11 protein-coding genes are annotated in these 16,000 nt (G+C 31.0%); 10 read left to right on the top strand and 1 reads right to left on the bottom strand.

What is annotated here, in order from left to right; translation table 11 throughout:
- The first annotated feature begins 168 nt into the window (after positions 1–168).
- From ACJDT4_RS17285 to ACJDT4_RS17250, 7 genes are all read left to right on the top strand, one after another.
- The gene (locus tag ACJDT4_RS17285; RefSeq protein WP_406788826.1) at positions 169–1,284 is read left to right on the top strand and encodes a hypothetical protein; all 1,116 of its coding nucleotides are present in this window, start codon (positions 169–171) and stop codon (positions 1,282–1,284) included.
- Positions 1,285–1,798: 514 nt separating this feature from the next.
- Positions 1,799–2,731 carry a tRNA modification radical SAM protein MnmL/YtqA gene (gene mnmL, locus ACJDT4_RS17280; RefSeq protein WP_406788898.1) on the top strand — a complete coding sequence of 311 codons (933 nt, stop codon included), beginning with the start codon at positions 1,799–1,801 and terminating at the stop codon, positions 2,729–2,731.
- Positions 2,732–2,816: 85 nt separating this feature from the next.
- Complete coding sequence (locus ACJDT4_RS17275) at positions 2,817–3,926, top strand: ABC transporter ATP-binding protein (protein ID WP_406788825.1); 1,110 nt, start codon at positions 2,817–2,819, stop codon at positions 3,924–3,926.
- 125 nt (positions 3,927–4,051) lie between these two features.
- Positions 4,052–4,996, top strand: a complete 945-nt coding sequence (locus ACJDT4_RS17270; protein WP_406788824.1) for a PucR family transcriptional regulator — start codon at positions 4,052–4,054, stop codon at positions 4,994–4,996.
- A 228-nt stretch (positions 4,997–5,224) separates the two neighbouring features.
- Entirely contained in the window at positions 5,225–6,142 is a 918-nt protein-coding gene (locus tag ACJDT4_RS17265; protein WP_406788823.1) for a zinc ribbon domain-containing protein, read from the top strand.
- A 20-nt stretch (positions 6,143–6,162) separates the two neighbouring features.
- Entirely contained in the window at positions 6,163–7,581 is a 1,419-nt protein-coding gene (locus tag ACJDT4_RS17260) for a zinc ribbon domain-containing protein (RefSeq protein ID WP_406788821.1), read from the top strand.
- Between the two features lie 287 nt (positions 7,582–7,868).
- Positions 7,869–8,579 carry a 2-phosphosulfolactate phosphatase family protein gene (locus tag ACJDT4_RS17250; RefSeq protein ID WP_406788820.1) on the top strand — a complete coding sequence of 237 codons (711 nt, stop codon included), beginning with the start codon at positions 7,869–7,871 and terminating at the stop codon, positions 8,577–8,579.
- A gap of 479 nt (positions 8,580–9,058) precedes the next feature.
- Here ACJDT4_RS17250 and ACJDT4_RS17245 read toward each other — a convergent pair whose 3' ends face one another.
- Positions 9,059–10,234 (bottom strand): class I SAM-dependent rRNA methyltransferase, encoded by a 1,176-nt coding sequence (locus ACJDT4_RS17245; protein ID WP_406788819.1) that lies wholly within the window; start codon positions 10,232–10,234, stop codon positions 9,059–9,061.
- Positions 10,235–10,733: 499 nt separating this feature from the next.
- Between ACJDT4_RS17245 and ACJDT4_RS17240 the strand changes: the two genes are divergently transcribed.
- The 3 genes from ACJDT4_RS17240 (at position 10,734) to ACJDT4_RS17230 (ending at position 15,708) form a co-directional block, all read left to right on the top strand.
- Positions 10,734–12,290: an ABC-F family ATP-binding cassette domain-containing protein gene (locus ACJDT4_RS17240; protein WP_406788818.1), complete on the top strand. Its 1,557-nt coding sequence runs from the start codon at positions 10,734–10,736 to the stop codon at positions 12,288–12,290.
- 240 nt (positions 12,291–12,530) lie between these two features.
- Positions 12,531–14,243 (top strand): methyl-accepting chemotaxis protein, encoded by a 1,713-nt coding sequence (locus tag ACJDT4_RS17235; RefSeq protein ID WP_406788896.1) that lies wholly within the window; start codon positions 12,531–12,533, stop codon positions 14,241–14,243.
- A gap of 325 nt (positions 14,244–14,568) precedes the next feature.
- Positions 14,569–15,708 (top strand): IS30 family transposase, encoded by a 1,140-nt coding sequence (locus ACJDT4_RS17230; RefSeq protein ID WP_406788817.1) that lies wholly within the window; start codon positions 14,569–14,571, stop codon positions 15,706–15,708.
- Positions 15,709–16,000: the final 292 nt, after the last annotated feature.

The raw sequence follows: 16,000 nt of genomic DNA, 5'->3' as shown, positions 1-16,000 counted from the left end.
AACTATATATAAATTAAAGTTGCATTAAAAAACTTATTATGATACATAAAAGCTAAAAATTGTTTGACTATGAGGTACTGTTTATTTAATGCAGGTTTTGACGCTTAAGTGAAAATAATAAGCACTTATTCAAATAAAATATGAGAGTATATATTGGAGGCAGTATATATGAAAAAAATAATTTGCTTTTTTATAGCTTTGTTTTTTATCTTTAGTTTTACAGGTTGTGCTAATAAAAAAGATAAAATTACAAATGTAAATGAATTTGAAATTACAAAAGCCAATAAAATGGTTGAAACTTATATTAAATATTATATGAAAAATGACCTTACAAGTATGGACTATATGTATAGCAAAGATTTTAAGAATAAAGTTAAGAAGCAAAATGAACCTTCTCTTAGGATAACAGGATATAAAATTATGGATTCAACTGAAATGGGGACTAAGGCAAATATAAAGGTAAATGTAGTTAGTGTAGATGAAGCATCACCATATACAAGCACAGATATTTATACTTTTAAAGTAAAAAAGGAAAAAGGGGCTTATGTTATAGATGACATACAAACTAATAATGAAAAGGAAGTATATATATATAAAAGAAGCTTAATGGTTAGAGCAAGAGATGAAGCTATGAGCAATGTTCTTATTAATTTACGAGGTATCCCAGAATATTATTTTGAAAAAAGTGATATTGCAAATGTTAATAAATTGAAGGTATCTAAGGATGGTTTTAAAAATGTAAGTTTATCATATACAGCCGATAATATAGCTGTATCCACACAGGGAGCAAATGCTTTTGTAGGAATATGTCCAATAACTGATCTCCAGCAGCAATCAGGTGGAGGAGACCAAGGCGGAGGCGGAGGCCAAGGTGGAAGCAGTGGTGTAAGTCAAATTGAAGGAATGGGAGGTACTCAGGATGATTTACAGCCATTAAAGGTATCTGCACAGGCTTTAACGGCTATTGATGTATATAAAGATTCCGAGGTGCAAAAGATGGCGTTTTCAAGGGATGAAAAAAATATTGCGGTTCAATATAAAGGTAGCGAGGGGACTAATTTAAAAATATATGCAATACAGAGCGGAAAAATTTTATCAAAGGATATAGAAAAGAAATTTCCTAAAGAAAAATTTGATTTGAAAATAAATATGTTTGATGATGAAAATCTTATATTTGAGAGTTCGCCTAAAGAAAAATATACAAATGATGATTCTGCAAAAAAGTTAATTGGAATGTGGAAATGGAATATAAAAACTCAAAAGATAGAAAAGCAAAATGAATAAAATAATGCTAAGTAAAACTGCTTCGTCGTGTTAAAAAAGTACTATAAATCTAAGGCGCAAAAATCATAAGATACTAATATATTTCAATAGGTGGCATACTCTCAGACAGATTGAAATATCTAAGTATTTTGCAATTTTTGAACCAAGATTTATTAGTGCTTTTTTTAATCGTTCCTTCAGCAGTGTTACTTCGCTCTCACGGTAAGTGCAAGGAAAAAATTCCTCCGTATCTACGGAATTTTAAGCATGAATCTTTGTACCTCGTTTTACTACAGAAAATCTAAAATTTATTGTACAATTTTAGATTTATTCTAACGGGAGGAAGATAAATCATCCTTCACTGTACTTTGTACTCTGTCATCTGTACTCTGATTTAAGGTTTTCAGCATTTATAAATTGCCACTCAAACAATTATTAGTGCAATAGCCCTTAAATTTTATTTTACAGGTGTTATAATTATATTGTCGTTTTTGTAGGAGGTTGAAATAAGTTGGATAATGTTAATGATAAAAAAATGTGGGGAGATAAGCCTTATTATAACTTAAATTATTTTTTAAGAAATAAGTTTGGAGAAAAGGTATTTAAAATATCCTTAGATGCAGGCTTCTCATGTCCTAACAGAGATGGTACTATAAGCAGCGGTGGGTGCATATTTTGCAGTGAAAGAGGTTCTGGTGATTTTGCAGGAAATAGAAATTATTCAATAGAAAAACAATTTCAAGATATAAAAGCTATGATGAGCAAAAAATGGAAGAGTGGAAAATACATAGCCTATTTTCAAGCGTATACTAATACCTATGCTCCGTGCAGTGTTCTTAGACAAAAATACGATGAAGCACTTAGTCAGGAAGGGGTAGTTGGACTAGCTATTGCTACACGTCCAGATTGTCTAGGTGAGGATGTACTTGATTTGATAGAAGAATTCAGCAGCAAGACCTATGTTTGGGTAGAATTAGGCTTGCAAACAGTAAATGATAAGACGGCAAAAATAATAAATAGGGGTTATAATTTAAAGACTTTTGAAGATGCAGTAAATAGACTTAGAAAAAGAAACATAGATGTTGTAGTTCATACCATATTTGGGCTACCCTATGAAGAAAGAGAGGATATGCTAAATACAGTAAAATACATATCCCAAATTGATGTACAAGGAGTGAAATTTCATTTGCTTCATTTACTTTATGATACTCCTTTGGTTAATTTGTATAAAGAGGGTAAGCTTAAATTTATGCATAAAGATGAATATGTTGATATAATTTGTACTGCAATTGCAATGCTTCCTCAAGATATAGTTATTCACAGGCTTACGGGGGATGCGCCTAGGGACTTACTTATAGGTCCAATGTGGAGCCTTAAGAAGTGGGAGGTACTAAATTCCATAAATAGTAATATGACGGAAAATGGCTTATATCAAGGTTTGTACTTTTATACAAATAAGATAAAATAGTTTTGTGTTTTTTATGTATAGATAAAAGGTTTTCAATAAGATATCATATACTCAATGAGAGAAAAAAGTTGAGGAGGAGTTAGCAATGTCAAATTTATCATTAAGACATATTTATAAAGTATATGAAGGAAACGTAACAGCCGTTAAAGATTTTAACCTTGAAATAGAAGATAAGGAATTTGTCGTATTCGTAGGACCTTCTGGATGCGGTAAATCAACAACACTTAGAATGATTGCTGGACTTGAAGAAATTTCACAAGGAGAGCTTTACATAGGAGATAAATTAGTTAATGATGTTTCGCCAAAAGACAGGGATATAGCTATGGTTTTCCAGAACTATGCTTTATATCCGCACATGACTGTTTTTGACAATATGGCATTCGGATTAAAGCTTAGAAAAGTGCCTAAAGCAGAAATAGAACAAAAGGTTAAAGAAGCGGCAAAAATACTTGATATAGATCATTTATTAGACAGAAAACCAAAAGCACTTTCTGGTGGACAAAGACAAAGAGTTGCCATGGGAAGAGCTATAGTAAGAAATCCAAAGGTATTCCTTCTTGATGAACCTTTATCAAACTTGGATGCTAAACTTAGAGTTCAAATGAGAACTGAAATATCAAAACTTCATACTAAATTACAAACAACATTTATATATGTTACACATGATCAGACAGAAGCTATGACATTAGGAACAAAACTTGTTGTTATGAAAGATGGTATAGTTCAGCAGGTTGATACTCCTCAACATATATACGAGCATCCTATAAACATATTCGTTGCAGGCTTCATAGGAAGTCCTCAAATGAATTTCATAGATGCTAAAGTAGTTGAAAGTGATGGTAAAGTAGCATTGGTAGTGGAAGGTGACACTATACCACTTCCACAAGATAAGGCAGAAGTAGTTAAAAAAGGTGGATATGTTGGAAAAGAAGTTATCATGGGTATAAGACCAGAAAATATCGATGAAGATCCTGAATTCCTAGAGAAACACAAAGATGCTATAATAGAAGCTAAAGTAGAAGTAACAGAGCTTATGGGTTCAGAAACTTATATATACCTTACTAAAGGTAAATCTAATTTCACTGCAAGAGTTGCAGGAACTTCACAAGCTAAAGCTGGAGATACTTTAAAGATAGGCATGAATACAGCTAAGATTCATATATTCGATAAAGAAACTGAACAAACTCTAGTTTAATAAAATTGTTTCCCAATAAATATATTTTAAATATACTCAGAAAAGCTCCTTTTTTATAGGGGCTTTTTCACAGTATAATGATATAATTATACTTACAAGTATGGGATGACATAGGAGGAATAAAAATGTACGAATTTAAGGACTTTCTACAGGAATTAAGTGAAAATACCAATATATCATTTAAGCTTACTGGGGAAAATGGGAAAGTAATATATGCTAGTGATTCTTATGTAGAAGACTGTGATAAGATTTATTTTCCTGTGTATTTGGGGAAAAACAAGGATGCTGTAAGTATACATAAAGGAAATGAATCTTGCGTAAAGCTTTTAAGATACACCATAGAAAATAAATATAAAGAACTTTATTCTGCAAAGGAACAATCTATAATTAATTTATTAGAAACAAATGAAGTTGATAAGGATAAGTTTGAAGGCGAAGAATTTTTTATATCTAAGGGTTCTAGTCTCTTCATTATAAATATAAGCGGTAGTAGATATGAAGGAATAAATGTAATAGAGCAACTTTATAATGATGAGAATGTTATAAGTATAATATACAAGGGAAATATCATTGTAATAGGATATTTTGAAGATCCGTATGAGCATGCTGTGAGTATTAGAGATGGTATAATTTCTAACTTGTTTTGTGAGTGTACTATAAGTTACAGTAAAACTATAAACGATAAGTACGAATTAAAAGAAGCTTATGACGAAGCAAAAGAAGCCTTAGTGCTCGGTAAAAAATTTTCCCTAAAGGAAGGGGTTCTTAATTATAACAAATTGCTGTTTGAAAAAATAGTTTATAATATTGAACCTAAATTAAAAAAGGAATTCTTAGATAAATTTAAAGAAAAGTTTAATCAATTTGATTCAGAAATGATAAATACTATAGATGAGTTTGTTAAAAGTGGATTAAATATAAGTGAATCTGCTAGAAAGTTATATATACACAGGAATACTTTAATATATAGACTTGATAAAATAAAAAAAGAAACGGGTTTTGATATAAGAAATTTCAAGGAGGCAACGGTTTTTATAACTGCATTCCTTGTTTGGAAAGAGATGAAATAAAAAACAGCTTATATGCTGTTTTTTTTATTTTGAACAAATATATTTTCTGCTTGAAGTATATAAATTGAGTATATGACAAATTTATTTACAAGTGGTAAAATGGAAAATGTGTGAATTTATAATTAATAAAGTATGATTTTTTTGTGAATAGCAATACAAATGTGTAAATATGCTACTTTTTAAGAAATTTGTATGCGGATAAAGTAAACAGGAGGATGATTATTAGAGATGAAGTATTGTTACAAATGTGGATGTGAACTTCAAGATGATGATTTATTTTGCGGTAATTGTGGAACTAAGCAAACACAAAATAATGATTTTGATGAAAGGAATTTAAATGATGACAGGGATAAGGAAAATCACAGATTTACCCAAAGCAAAAATCAAAAAAAGTATAGTACAGACAGTAGTATAAATTTAACAAATACAATAAGTATTTTGATAAAAATGTTTACTAGACCAATATATGCTAGTAAAAAGTTTGTAGGGGACAATGATAATAACACTGTTATAGCATTAAGCTTAATTTCAATTTTATTTTATGGAGTTTTAGGAATTTGGAGAATTAAGCAACTATTTTATAGTGCCCAAAATATTATAATGGACGTATTAAAGAAAATTGAAGGTATATATAGACTAATTGAAAATAGTACATCAAGTAGTAATATATTAGATATTAATGAGGCTATGATTGGTATTAATAAAATAAAACAATTAGTTGTTGTGCCTTATGGAAAGATATTTATTCAAAACTGTATTGTTTTTGTTATGCTTGCAGTAATTATATTTATATTTATAAGTGTTGGAACCAACATCACTGGCCATAAACAGATTTCTGCATTAGAAATGTATAAAACTTCTCTTATTGTGTTAATACCATTTTTATACTTTAAAGCGCTTTCCATACTAATAGCATATGTATCAAATTATGCTGGAATTGCAGTTCAATTAATAGGAATTATAATTTCAATAGGATGCTTATTTGTATTAATTAAAGATGTACTTGGAGTTAAAGAGGATTGTAGTTTATTTATTGTCTCAATATGTTTTGTAGTTATTTGTGTTGCTTATTTAATATGTACATCAAGTTTTATATATTCAGATTTACAACAAATAATAACATCATTTAAAGGTATTAATTTTTAATATAATGGGAGATGATTAAATTGAAGTTTTGTTCTAATTGTGGTGCTGAATTAAAAGATGGACAATTATTTTGTTCCAAGTGTGGAAGCAAATTAGAAATTAACAATGTGAATAATAATGATGATAAAACAGAGGAAATTGAAGTTATAGAACAGGATTTGCCTAGAATTCCAATAGAACAAGCTGTACCTGAAATTCAAAAATCAAGCTTTAAATTTGATTTAAAAGCAAAAGTTGTTTCTTGTGTCATATTCGTTTTAATTGCAACGGCTATAGGATTTTATGTTATAGGAAACACTCTTACAAAACCAGATGTAGTTGTTGATAAATTTAAAAGTGCAGTTACATCTAATAATAAGAGTGAACTTGAAAGTATACTGTTTTGTGATGATAGCGAATTAAGTATAAATGATGGAAATACATCATTGCTTTTAAAGTATTTTAAAAGTAATCCTTCTAATTTAAACAGTATTGTATCAAATTTAAACAAACAAGCGGCAGTGGCATCAGAAATAAAAAACTTTCAAAATGATTCTAGTCAGACTTTTAATATTGAACTTGTAGGTAAAAAATATCTGTTTTTTCCTGAGTATAAAATAAATATACAGCCATCATTTATAGAGATAAAGGCTTCAACTAAAGATATAAAATTTACATTAGATAATAAAGAAATAGGAAAAAGTGATAGCGATAACTTTAAGAAAAAATATGGACCTTTTATGCCAATAGGGCATACTCTTCTTGCTGATTATAAGGGAAAGTATGTGTCTTTAAGTAAATCTTATGATGTTAGTCTTGATAAGGGAAGTCATGAAGAAAGCATAGAGGTTTTAAATGATTTAAAATACATAAACATTGATAGCGATAATCCAGAAGCTGAGATATTTGTAAACAATAAAGATACTGGAGTTAAGGTGGCAGAGGCTAGTAATTTTGGACCTGTCGGCAAAAATACGCAGATATACGGTGTTGTTCAAAAGGATGGCGCAAAATTAAGAAGTAATAATTATAATGTTTCTGATGAGGATAGAATTTATTTGGATTTTGGTGATGCTGAAAACGAGCTTGATGATGTACAAGATAAAGTTAAGAATCTTGTCTACGGGTATACTAATGCATTTACTCAAGCTGTTAATTCAAATGATATTTCACAAATAGGATCATATGTATATCCTGGAAGTGATCTGTATAATGAACAAGCGAAGTATATTCCTAGTACATATGAAAAGGGAATAAAAGAGTACCTTAGAACTTGCAATGTTGTTTCTGTAAATGTAAATGATGATAATAAGTCTGGAACAGTTACTACAAGTGAAGTTTATGATATAGAGGATAGCAGCGGCAATATTACTACAAAATCATTTGATTATAAATATACGTTTAAGTACAATGATAGTATTAATAGTTATCAGCTTACAGGTATAGCAAACACGCAATAACAATAGAGGAAAAACATTTATAAAGAATAGTAAATTATTTTTTGTACAAAATGTGTTAATAAGTTAAAGGATGGGGCAAGATTTTGTGACAAGTACGGAGCTCCAGCACGATTAAAAATTGATGTGCAAGATGATGAAAAAATAAGACTATGTTTAAAGTAAAGAAAGATGGAATTGAGGAACAATCCATAGTACAATAGCAATTATAGAAGAGTACAGATGACAGATTACAGTAACTGTTAATTGTTCTCTGTCAACTGTACTCTGTTTTAGAGGAGGGGTATACAATGAAAATTGATTTAATAATATCCGCTGGTGATATAAAAAAGGAAAAGGTACTTCATAAATCTGCTGTTGTAATTGACATGCTTAGAGCTACTTCTGTAATAACTACAGCTATGAATAATGGATGCAAAAGGGTTATTCCTGTACTTACTATAGATGAAGCTCTTGAAACAGCAAAAAATATCAAAGAAGAGGTTATACTTGGTGGTGAAAGAAAAGGACTAAAGATAGATGGATTTGATTTCTCTAATTCTCCGCTTGAATATAGTAGGGATGTAATAGGTGGAAAAACATTGATTATGACAACAACAAATGGAACTAAAGCGATAAGAGGAAGCATAGGAGCTAGTAGCATACTTATAGGCTCTGTTTTAAATGCAAGAGCAGTGGCGGAAAAGCTTTTAAAATTAAAAGATGATGTCGTTATAGTAAATGCCGGTACATATGGTCAATTTTCAATAGATGACTTTATATGCAGTGGATATATAATAAATTGTCTAAAAGAAATGACAGCTGTAGAGCTATCCGATGTTGCTAGTACTGCAAATTATGTATATGAAAACAACAGCGATATAAAAAGTTTTGCCAAGTTTGCAAAGCACTATAAAAGAATAATGGAATTAAATCTTCAAGAAGACTTTGAATATTGCTGCAAAAAAGACACTATAAAGATAGTGCCAGAATTTGTTGATGGAGAGATAATAATTAGATAATGCGAAGTAACAATGCTTCGTCACATTAAAAAACTCCTATAAATCTAAGTGGTAATTTTAAGCGAGTACTTGCTTGAGGCATAGAAGGATAATGGGGCAAAGCCCAAACCTCGTGCATGTTTACTCGCTGGAAAGATGCTTAGACGATTGAGATATCTAAGTATTTTGTGATTTTTTCACCAAGATTTATTAGGAGTTTTTTAAATCGTTCTTTCAGCATTATTACTTCGCTACCACCGTATGTGCAAGGAAAAAATTCCTCCGTTCCTACAGAACTTTAGGTGTAAACTTGTACAGTCCAGTATATATAAATCCTTATATTAAAATAGTATCATGTATAAGTTTTAGATTTTCTGTAGTGAAACGGAAGAAAATCAACCTTCACTGTCCTCTGTCAATTGTACTCTGTACTCTCAGTAAAATACTAGATTTGAAAGATAGCCTTGGTATTAGTCATTTCAAGCTTCCAAGTTGTTTATCTATAGTACCTGGAATATATAAAATTTTAAATAATATGATTCGTCATCAGTCCAAAGTATTGGATGATCTGGTGCCTGCGTTCTAAATTCTACCTGTCTTAGTGTTTTTTCAGCATCAAATGCTGCAGAAGCTATGGCATCTTTAAATAGTTCTGGACTCATAAAATGTGAGCATGAGCAAGTAACTAAAAATCCACCTGGTTTAACAAGCTTCATTCCTCTAAGATTGATTTCCTTGTAGCCTTTAGAAGCACTATTTATTGTAGTTCTTGATTTTGTAAACGCAGGAGGATCTAATATTACTACGTCAAAGGTTTTACCTTCACCTGACCATTGCCTAAGTACATCAAAGGCATTATGACATTCAAATTTTACTGTATCTGATAAATTGTTAAGTTCAGCATTTTTTCTGCAAAAATCAACTGCGTGCTGAGATATATCTACACCAAGAACGCTTTTGGCACCAGCTATTCCTGCATTAAGTGCAAAGGAACCAGTATGGGTAAAGCAGTCTAGTACAGTGCTGTCTTTGCAGATTTTATGTATAGCTTTTCTGTTTTCCTTTTGATCAAGGAAGAAACCTGTTTTTTGACCTTCTGCAATATCAACATAATATTTAACGCCATTTTCTGTTATTTGAACCATAGTATCAAAAGGTTCTGTTAAAAAGCCTTTAGTTTGCTTTAAGCCTTCTTTTTCTCTTACAGCAGCATCGCTTCTTTCGTAAACACCTTTTGCACCGTAATCTTCCTTAAGTATTTTAACAATTATGTCTTTATATTTATCTATGCCAAGAGCTAAGGATTGAATTACATAATAGTCTTCAAATTTATCTATTATAAGGCCAGGAAGAAAATCAGCTTCGCCAAAGACAAATCTGCAGCTAGATGTATCTATAACCTTTTTTCTATACTCCCAAGCAGCTTTAAGTTTTCTTTTGAAAAAATCTTCATTTATTTCTTCGTTAATATCTCTTGTTAAAAGTCTAATTGCTATTTTAGAAACATCATTTACATATCCTTTTCCTATAAAACGATTATTATGAGCATATACTTCAACAATATCCCCATTTTTATAGGTTCCATAAAAACCTTCTATATCTGATGAAAATACCCATGGATGACCGAATTCTGCTAAAAGGTTTTTTCTTTTAATTAAATAAAATTTGCATGCCATTTACACATGACCTCCAACTTATATAGAGTAGAGAGTAAAGAGTAGAGAGTAGAGTGAAGGTTAATTTTCTGATGTGGCAGAAAATTTTAGAATTTATTGCTGACGCTAGTTTAAGAGAATGTTTTATTGCGTTAGTTCAGTTAGCTGAACATCATACTATGTTTTTTTATATAATTTTAGATTTATCCAACGCAAGGAGAATCAACGTATGCGAGGTTTGGGTAGAGCCGATTATCCTTCTAAAACTAGATATTTGTAATTTTTTTATTCCTTCACTCTACTCTTTACTCTCTACTCTCTGCTCTTAATTTTATAATTTACTTGTAAAACTAAAATATATTCAATTTTAAACTTTCAGGCTATATATTTAATATTACCAATAGAATTATATCATATAGTAAAATTATGTGTTAAAAAGAAATAAAAATACTTTGACTTTCAGCTTTTGTTAATTTAATATTTTATTATATATTTTAAATTTTAATGGCGGAGGTTTAGGATGAGCATTTTAACAGTTAAAAATGTAAATCATGGTTTTGGAGATAGAGCTATTTTTGAAGATGTATCCTTTAGACTTTTAAAGGGAGAGCACGTAGGACTTATAGGAGCTAATGGTGAAGGTAAGTCTACCTTTATGAATATAATCACAGGCAGCTTAATGCCAGACGAAGGAACAGTTACCTGGTCAAATAAGGTTAGGGTTGGCTATATGGATCAGCATGCTAAGTTAACTAAGGGAATGAGCATTAGGGATGTTTTAAAGGGTGCATTTAAGTATCTTTTTGATATGGAAGCTGAAATGATGCAAATTACAGACAAGATGGCAGAAGCTTCTCCAGAAGAATTAGAAAAGCTTATGGAGGATATGGGAACTATTCAAGATACTTTAGATAACAATGGCTTTTATACTATAGATATAAAGATAGAAAGTGTTGCAAAGGGACTTGGACTTACAGATATAGGTCTTGATAAGGATGTTTCTGATTTGAGTGGTGGACAAAGAACAAAGGTGCTTTTGGCAAAACTTTTGCTTGAAAATCCAGATATTTTATTATTGGACGAGCCTACAAATTACCTTGATGAAGAGCACATTGAATGGCTAAAAAGATATTTGAAGGATTACGAAAATGCCTTTATTTTGATATCACATGATATACCTTTTTTAAATGAAGTTATAAATCTTATATACCATATTGATAATAGAAAACTCACAAGATATGTTGGAGATTATGATAATTTTCAGAGAGTTTATGAAGCAAACAAAAAACAAATTGAAGCAGCTTATGAAAGGCAGCAGCAGGAAATTGCAAAGCTTGAAGATTTTGTTGCAAGAAATAAAGCTAGAGTTGCTACAACAGGTATGGCTAAATCAAGACAAAAGCAGCTTGATAAAATGGAAAGAATAGAACTTGATAAGGAGAAACCAAAACCAGAGTTTAATTTCAAAGAAGCAAGAGCAGCTGGAAAGCTTATATTTGAAACAAGAAAGCTCGTTATAGGCTATGATGAACCTCTTACAAGACCACTTAATCTTATGATGGAAAGAGGACAAAAAATAGCCTTAGTTGGAGCAAATGGTCTTGGAAAAACCACTCTTTTAAAGAGTCTTCTTGGAAAAATTCCTCCCATATCTGGAGAAGTTGAACTTGGAGATTATCAATATTTAGGTTATTTTGAACAGGAGATAAAGGAAGCGAATTATAACACTTGTATAGATGAACTTTGGAAAGAGTTCCCAGCCTTTAATCAATATGAAGTAAGATCAGCCCTTGCAAAGTGCGGACTTATGACTAAGCATATTGAAAGCAAGATGGCAGTATTAAGTGGAGGGGAACAGGCAAAGGTAAGACTTTGTAAGCTTATTAACAAGGAAACAAATATATTGATATTGGACGAGCCTACTAATCACTTAGATGTTGATGCTAAGGATGAACTTAAAAGAGCATTACAAGAGTATAAAGGAAGCATACTTCTTGTTTGCCATGAACCTGAATTTTATAGAGATGTTGTTACAGATATTTGGAATTGTGAAGATTGGACAACTAAAATAGTATAATGACATCCCATTTAGTAATTAATGTAAATAGCTTAGGCAGAAGTGTCTAGGCTATTTTTTTTTACAAAGTATATATTTTATTATAACATTTTATTATTGCATTAAACTTTTTGATTTAACTTCCATATATATTATGAGTATCTTGAAAAAAGTATTTTTAAATCGAAAAATGTAGAAATATACTGAAACGTATTATATAATGATAACAATAAATATTTACCAGAGGGGGGCTTTAAAATGATGAAATGGTTTACGAATTTGAAAACAAAACAGAAACTTATTTCCAGTTTTATATTAGTAGCATTATTTATTGGGGTTGCTGGAGCTGTTGGGATAGTCAATCTAAACAAAATTAATTCTAATGCAATGGATATGCATGATAATAACTTAGCATCTATAAAAAACTTAGCTTCTATTAAGCAGGACCTTGCTAATATACGTTCCGATTTGCTGAAACTTGTATATCAAAGGAAAGATGGTCAGAGTGATTCAATTATTAATGATATTAATACTTTAACCAACTCGAGTATGAAATCAGTACAAGAGTATGAAAAATCATTGGTATCAAAGGAAGAAAAATCAACTTTCTCACAGTTTAAAAAGGATTTTGAAACATATAGCACAATTCGTGGTGTCGTGATTAAATATGCAAAGGAAAATAACTATAAGGCTGCTGATGAGAACTTTGATAATGTAACAAAAGCTAGAAAACAATTATTTTCTGACTTGGATAAGTTAATTGATATAAATACCAAGCAAGCTGACGAGGCATACAATGAAAACAGTGCTATTTTTAAAACTTCATTATATACAATAATTATAGTAACTACCTTAGGATTTTTTATTGCAATCATACTTGGAGGAGTAATATCTCTATTTATTTCAAATGGATTAAAAAAGGTAGGGATTTTTGCACAGACAATTGGTAATGGTGATTTAACAAATAAAATACAGTTAGATACTAAAGATGAAATTGGAGATCTTGCAAGATCATTGAATTTAGCTGGAGATAAAATTAGAATGTTAATTTCAGAGATAATAAATAGTTCTAGTGATTTGAGTGCAACAAGTGAAGAATTATCTGCTACAACAGAGGAAATTTCATCCAAGATGGAAGCAGTGGCTGAATCTGTGGATCGAATAGCAAAAGGAACTCAAGATTTGAGTGCAACTACTGAAGAGGTTTCTGCATCAGCAGAGGAAATTGGCTTGACAACAATGAACCTTTCAGAAAAGGCGGACAGTGCTAAAGAGTCATCAAAGGAAATAAATAGCCGAGCTATAAGTATTAAGAATAAAGCAGAAAAAGAAATAAGTGTAAGTAATTCTATATATGAAAAACAACATGCCAATATAACTAAGGCGATTGAACAAGGAAAAGTTGTTGAAGAGGTAAAGGATATGGCTGATTCTATTGCAAGTATTGCTGAGCAAACAAACCTTCTTGCTTTAAATGCGGCTATAGAAGCAGCAAGAGCTGGAGAGCAAGGTAAGGGATTTGCAGTAGTTGCAGATGAAGTAAGAAAACTTGCTGAGCAGTCCTCACAAGCAGTTTTAAACATTCAGAGTATGGTAGTTCAGGTGCAAAGTGCATTTAATAACCTTACTCAAAGCAGTCATGATATGTTGGAATTCATGCTGAGCAACGTTAAACCAAGTTATATACTACTTTCTGAAACTGGCTTACAATATGAAAAAGATTCAGAATTTATTAGTGATATAGCTTCAGGAATAGCATATGCAGCAAATCAGATGTCAGAAACTATAGAACAAGTAAATATAGCTATTCAAAATGTATCCAATACTGCTGAAGAGTCAGCATCAAATTCTGAAGAGATATCAGCTAGTATAGATGAAACAAATATAGCTATCCACGAAGTTGCTAAATCAGCACAAAGTCAAGCTGAGCTTGCTGAGAAACTTAATTTTATGGTTCAACAATTTAAAATCTAGGCAACTGCTTTTTTATAATAGTTCATCAAATAAAAAAATATATAAGCGAAATGTTAAAACTTGTTAACTAATAAAATATATCATTTTTAATACCTTTTTTTATACACTTCTTGTATATATGCTAGTTAATAAAGCATACCTTAATTGTAAATCGAATTGCAACCCTTTCGACATCAACTAGGTTGTATTAATAATAATAAATATTTATCCACTAGGTGGTTGTATCCTAGGTTACAAAAGATTGGTTAATTACCAGTCTTTTTATTTGCTCATTAATTTTATTTTATATATCCTATATTTGTTGGCGGTAGAACGGAGGATATATATGTCTAAATTTTTTACTTATGAAGAAAGACTTGAATTGCAAAAATACTTAAAAGATAGTCTTTCTTTTAAAGAAATTAGCCGCAGGCTAGAAAAAAATCCAACTACCATTTCTAGAGAAGTTCGAAAGTATAGTTCCGAAATTGCTACAGGTTACCCTGGATTTCCATTCAATGCTTGTAAAAGTCGCATTAACTGTAGAAATAAGAAGGTCTGTGATAAACAATGCACTAGAAAATCGGCTATCTACTGTAAGCTTTGCACTTCTTGTAATTCAAACTGTCTAGAGTTTATTGAAGAAGTTTGCACCGCCAGATTGAATAAGATTATTTCGCCACTTGTTCAAAATGGTCAGTCTGTAAATCAGATTTACATTAATCATCAAGATGAACTTATGTGTAGTGAAAAGACTATTTATAATTACATCGATGCATGTCTTTTTGATGTCAGGAACATTGACCTTCCAAGGAGAATCAAGTTTCGTGAGCGTTATAAGAAGCCTGAATTTAAAGTAGATAAAGGTTGCCGCATTGGTCGCAACTATGAAGCTTTCTGTACGTTTATTGAAAAGAATCCCGATACTGCAGTGGTACAAATGGATTCAGTGATTGGTATCAAAGGTGGTAAATGCCTATCGACCATTCACTTCGTAGATTGTAGTTTAATGTTGGCATTCTTAAGAGATGCCAACACCTCAAAGTCTGTAATTGATGTTTTTAATCAACTTGATAAATTACTGGCAAAAGACACTTTTAGTAGATTTTTTCCTGTTATCCTTACGGATAATGGGAGTGAGTTCTCCAATCCTAAAGCAATAGAATATCGGGAATCTCCACCATTTTGGCGTACTAATGTTTTTTACTGTGATGCAGGTAGCCCTTATCAAAAAGGGGCTATTGAAGTAAATCATGAATTAATACGAAGAGTACTTCCGAAAGGAACAAGTTTTAATGAACTTACCCAGGAAGATATCAATCTAATGATGAATCATATTAATTCATACAAAAGAAAAAAGCTGAATAATCGAAGTCCATACGAAACATTCAGCTTTTATCACGGAGAAGAAGTCTTGCATAAACGTGGATGTGAACCAGTTGCCACCAGCGACATCATGTTAAAGCCTACTCTTCTAAAAAAATAATAAAAATGCGTGCCGCCAACCACTAATTTATCTAAGAAATTAAGGGGTGGATTCTCCGATTACAAAAAAATCGAGAGGGAGTCAACCTCCATTTAGCATGCTTATTTTTAATATAATACTTCAATAAATGTGAAAAATCAAACTGCATTTTAGTTACAAAAACTGCATCTCATTTACAAAACATGCATTTCGAATACAAAAGTGGCGTTTCGTTTACAAATATTCACTTGTCAGTTACAAAGATTGCTTTTCAATTTACAAAATGGCATCTTGTGTTACTATTGAGTTCTTT

Source organism: Clostridium neuense (genome assembly GCF_045310695.1).
Classification (GTDB): Bacteria; Bacillota; Clostridia; order Clostridiales; family Clostridiaceae; genus Clostridium_S; species Clostridium_S neuense.
The sequence above is the reverse complement of the archived record's forward strand: the minus strand, read 5'-3'. Positions and strand labels throughout refer to the sequence as shown.

Coding starts and splice junctions, on each gene's coding strand:
- ACJDT4_RS17270 (WP_406788824.1), top strand. CDS start 4,052: ATGTACGAATTTAAGGACTTTCTACAGGAATTAAGTGAAAATACCAAT.
- ACJDT4_RS17235 (WP_406788896.1), top strand. CDS start 12,531: ATGAAATGGTTTACGAATTTGAAAACAAAACAGAAACTTATTTCCAGT.
- ACJDT4_RS17230 (WP_406788817.1), top strand. CDS start 14,569: ATGTCTAAATTTTTTACTTATGAAGAAAGACTTGAATTGCAAAAATAC.
- ACJDT4_RS17245 (WP_406788819.1), bottom strand. CDS start 10,234: ATGGCATGCAAATTTTATTTAATTAAAAGAAAAAACCTTTTAGCAGAA.
- ACJDT4_RS17240 (WP_406788818.1), top strand. CDS start 10,734: ATGAGCATTTTAACAGTTAAAAATGTAAATCATGGTTTTGGAGATAGA.
- ACJDT4_RS17265 (WP_406788823.1), top strand. CDS start 5,225: ATGAAGTATTGTTACAAATGTGGATGTGAACTTCAAGATGATGATTTA.
- mnmL (WP_406788898.1), top strand. CDS start 1,799: ATGTGGGGAGATAAGCCTTATTATAACTTAAATTATTTTTTAAGAAAT.
- ACJDT4_RS17250 (WP_406788820.1), top strand. CDS start 7,869: ATGAAAATTGATTTAATAATATCCGCTGGTGATATAAAAAAGGAAAAG.
- ACJDT4_RS17285 (WP_406788826.1), top strand. CDS start 169: ATGAAAAAAATAATTTGCTTTTTTATAGCTTTGTTTTTTATCTTTAGT.
- ACJDT4_RS17275 (WP_406788825.1), top strand. CDS start 2,817: ATGTCAAATTTATCATTAAGACATATTTATAAAGTATATGAAGGAAAC.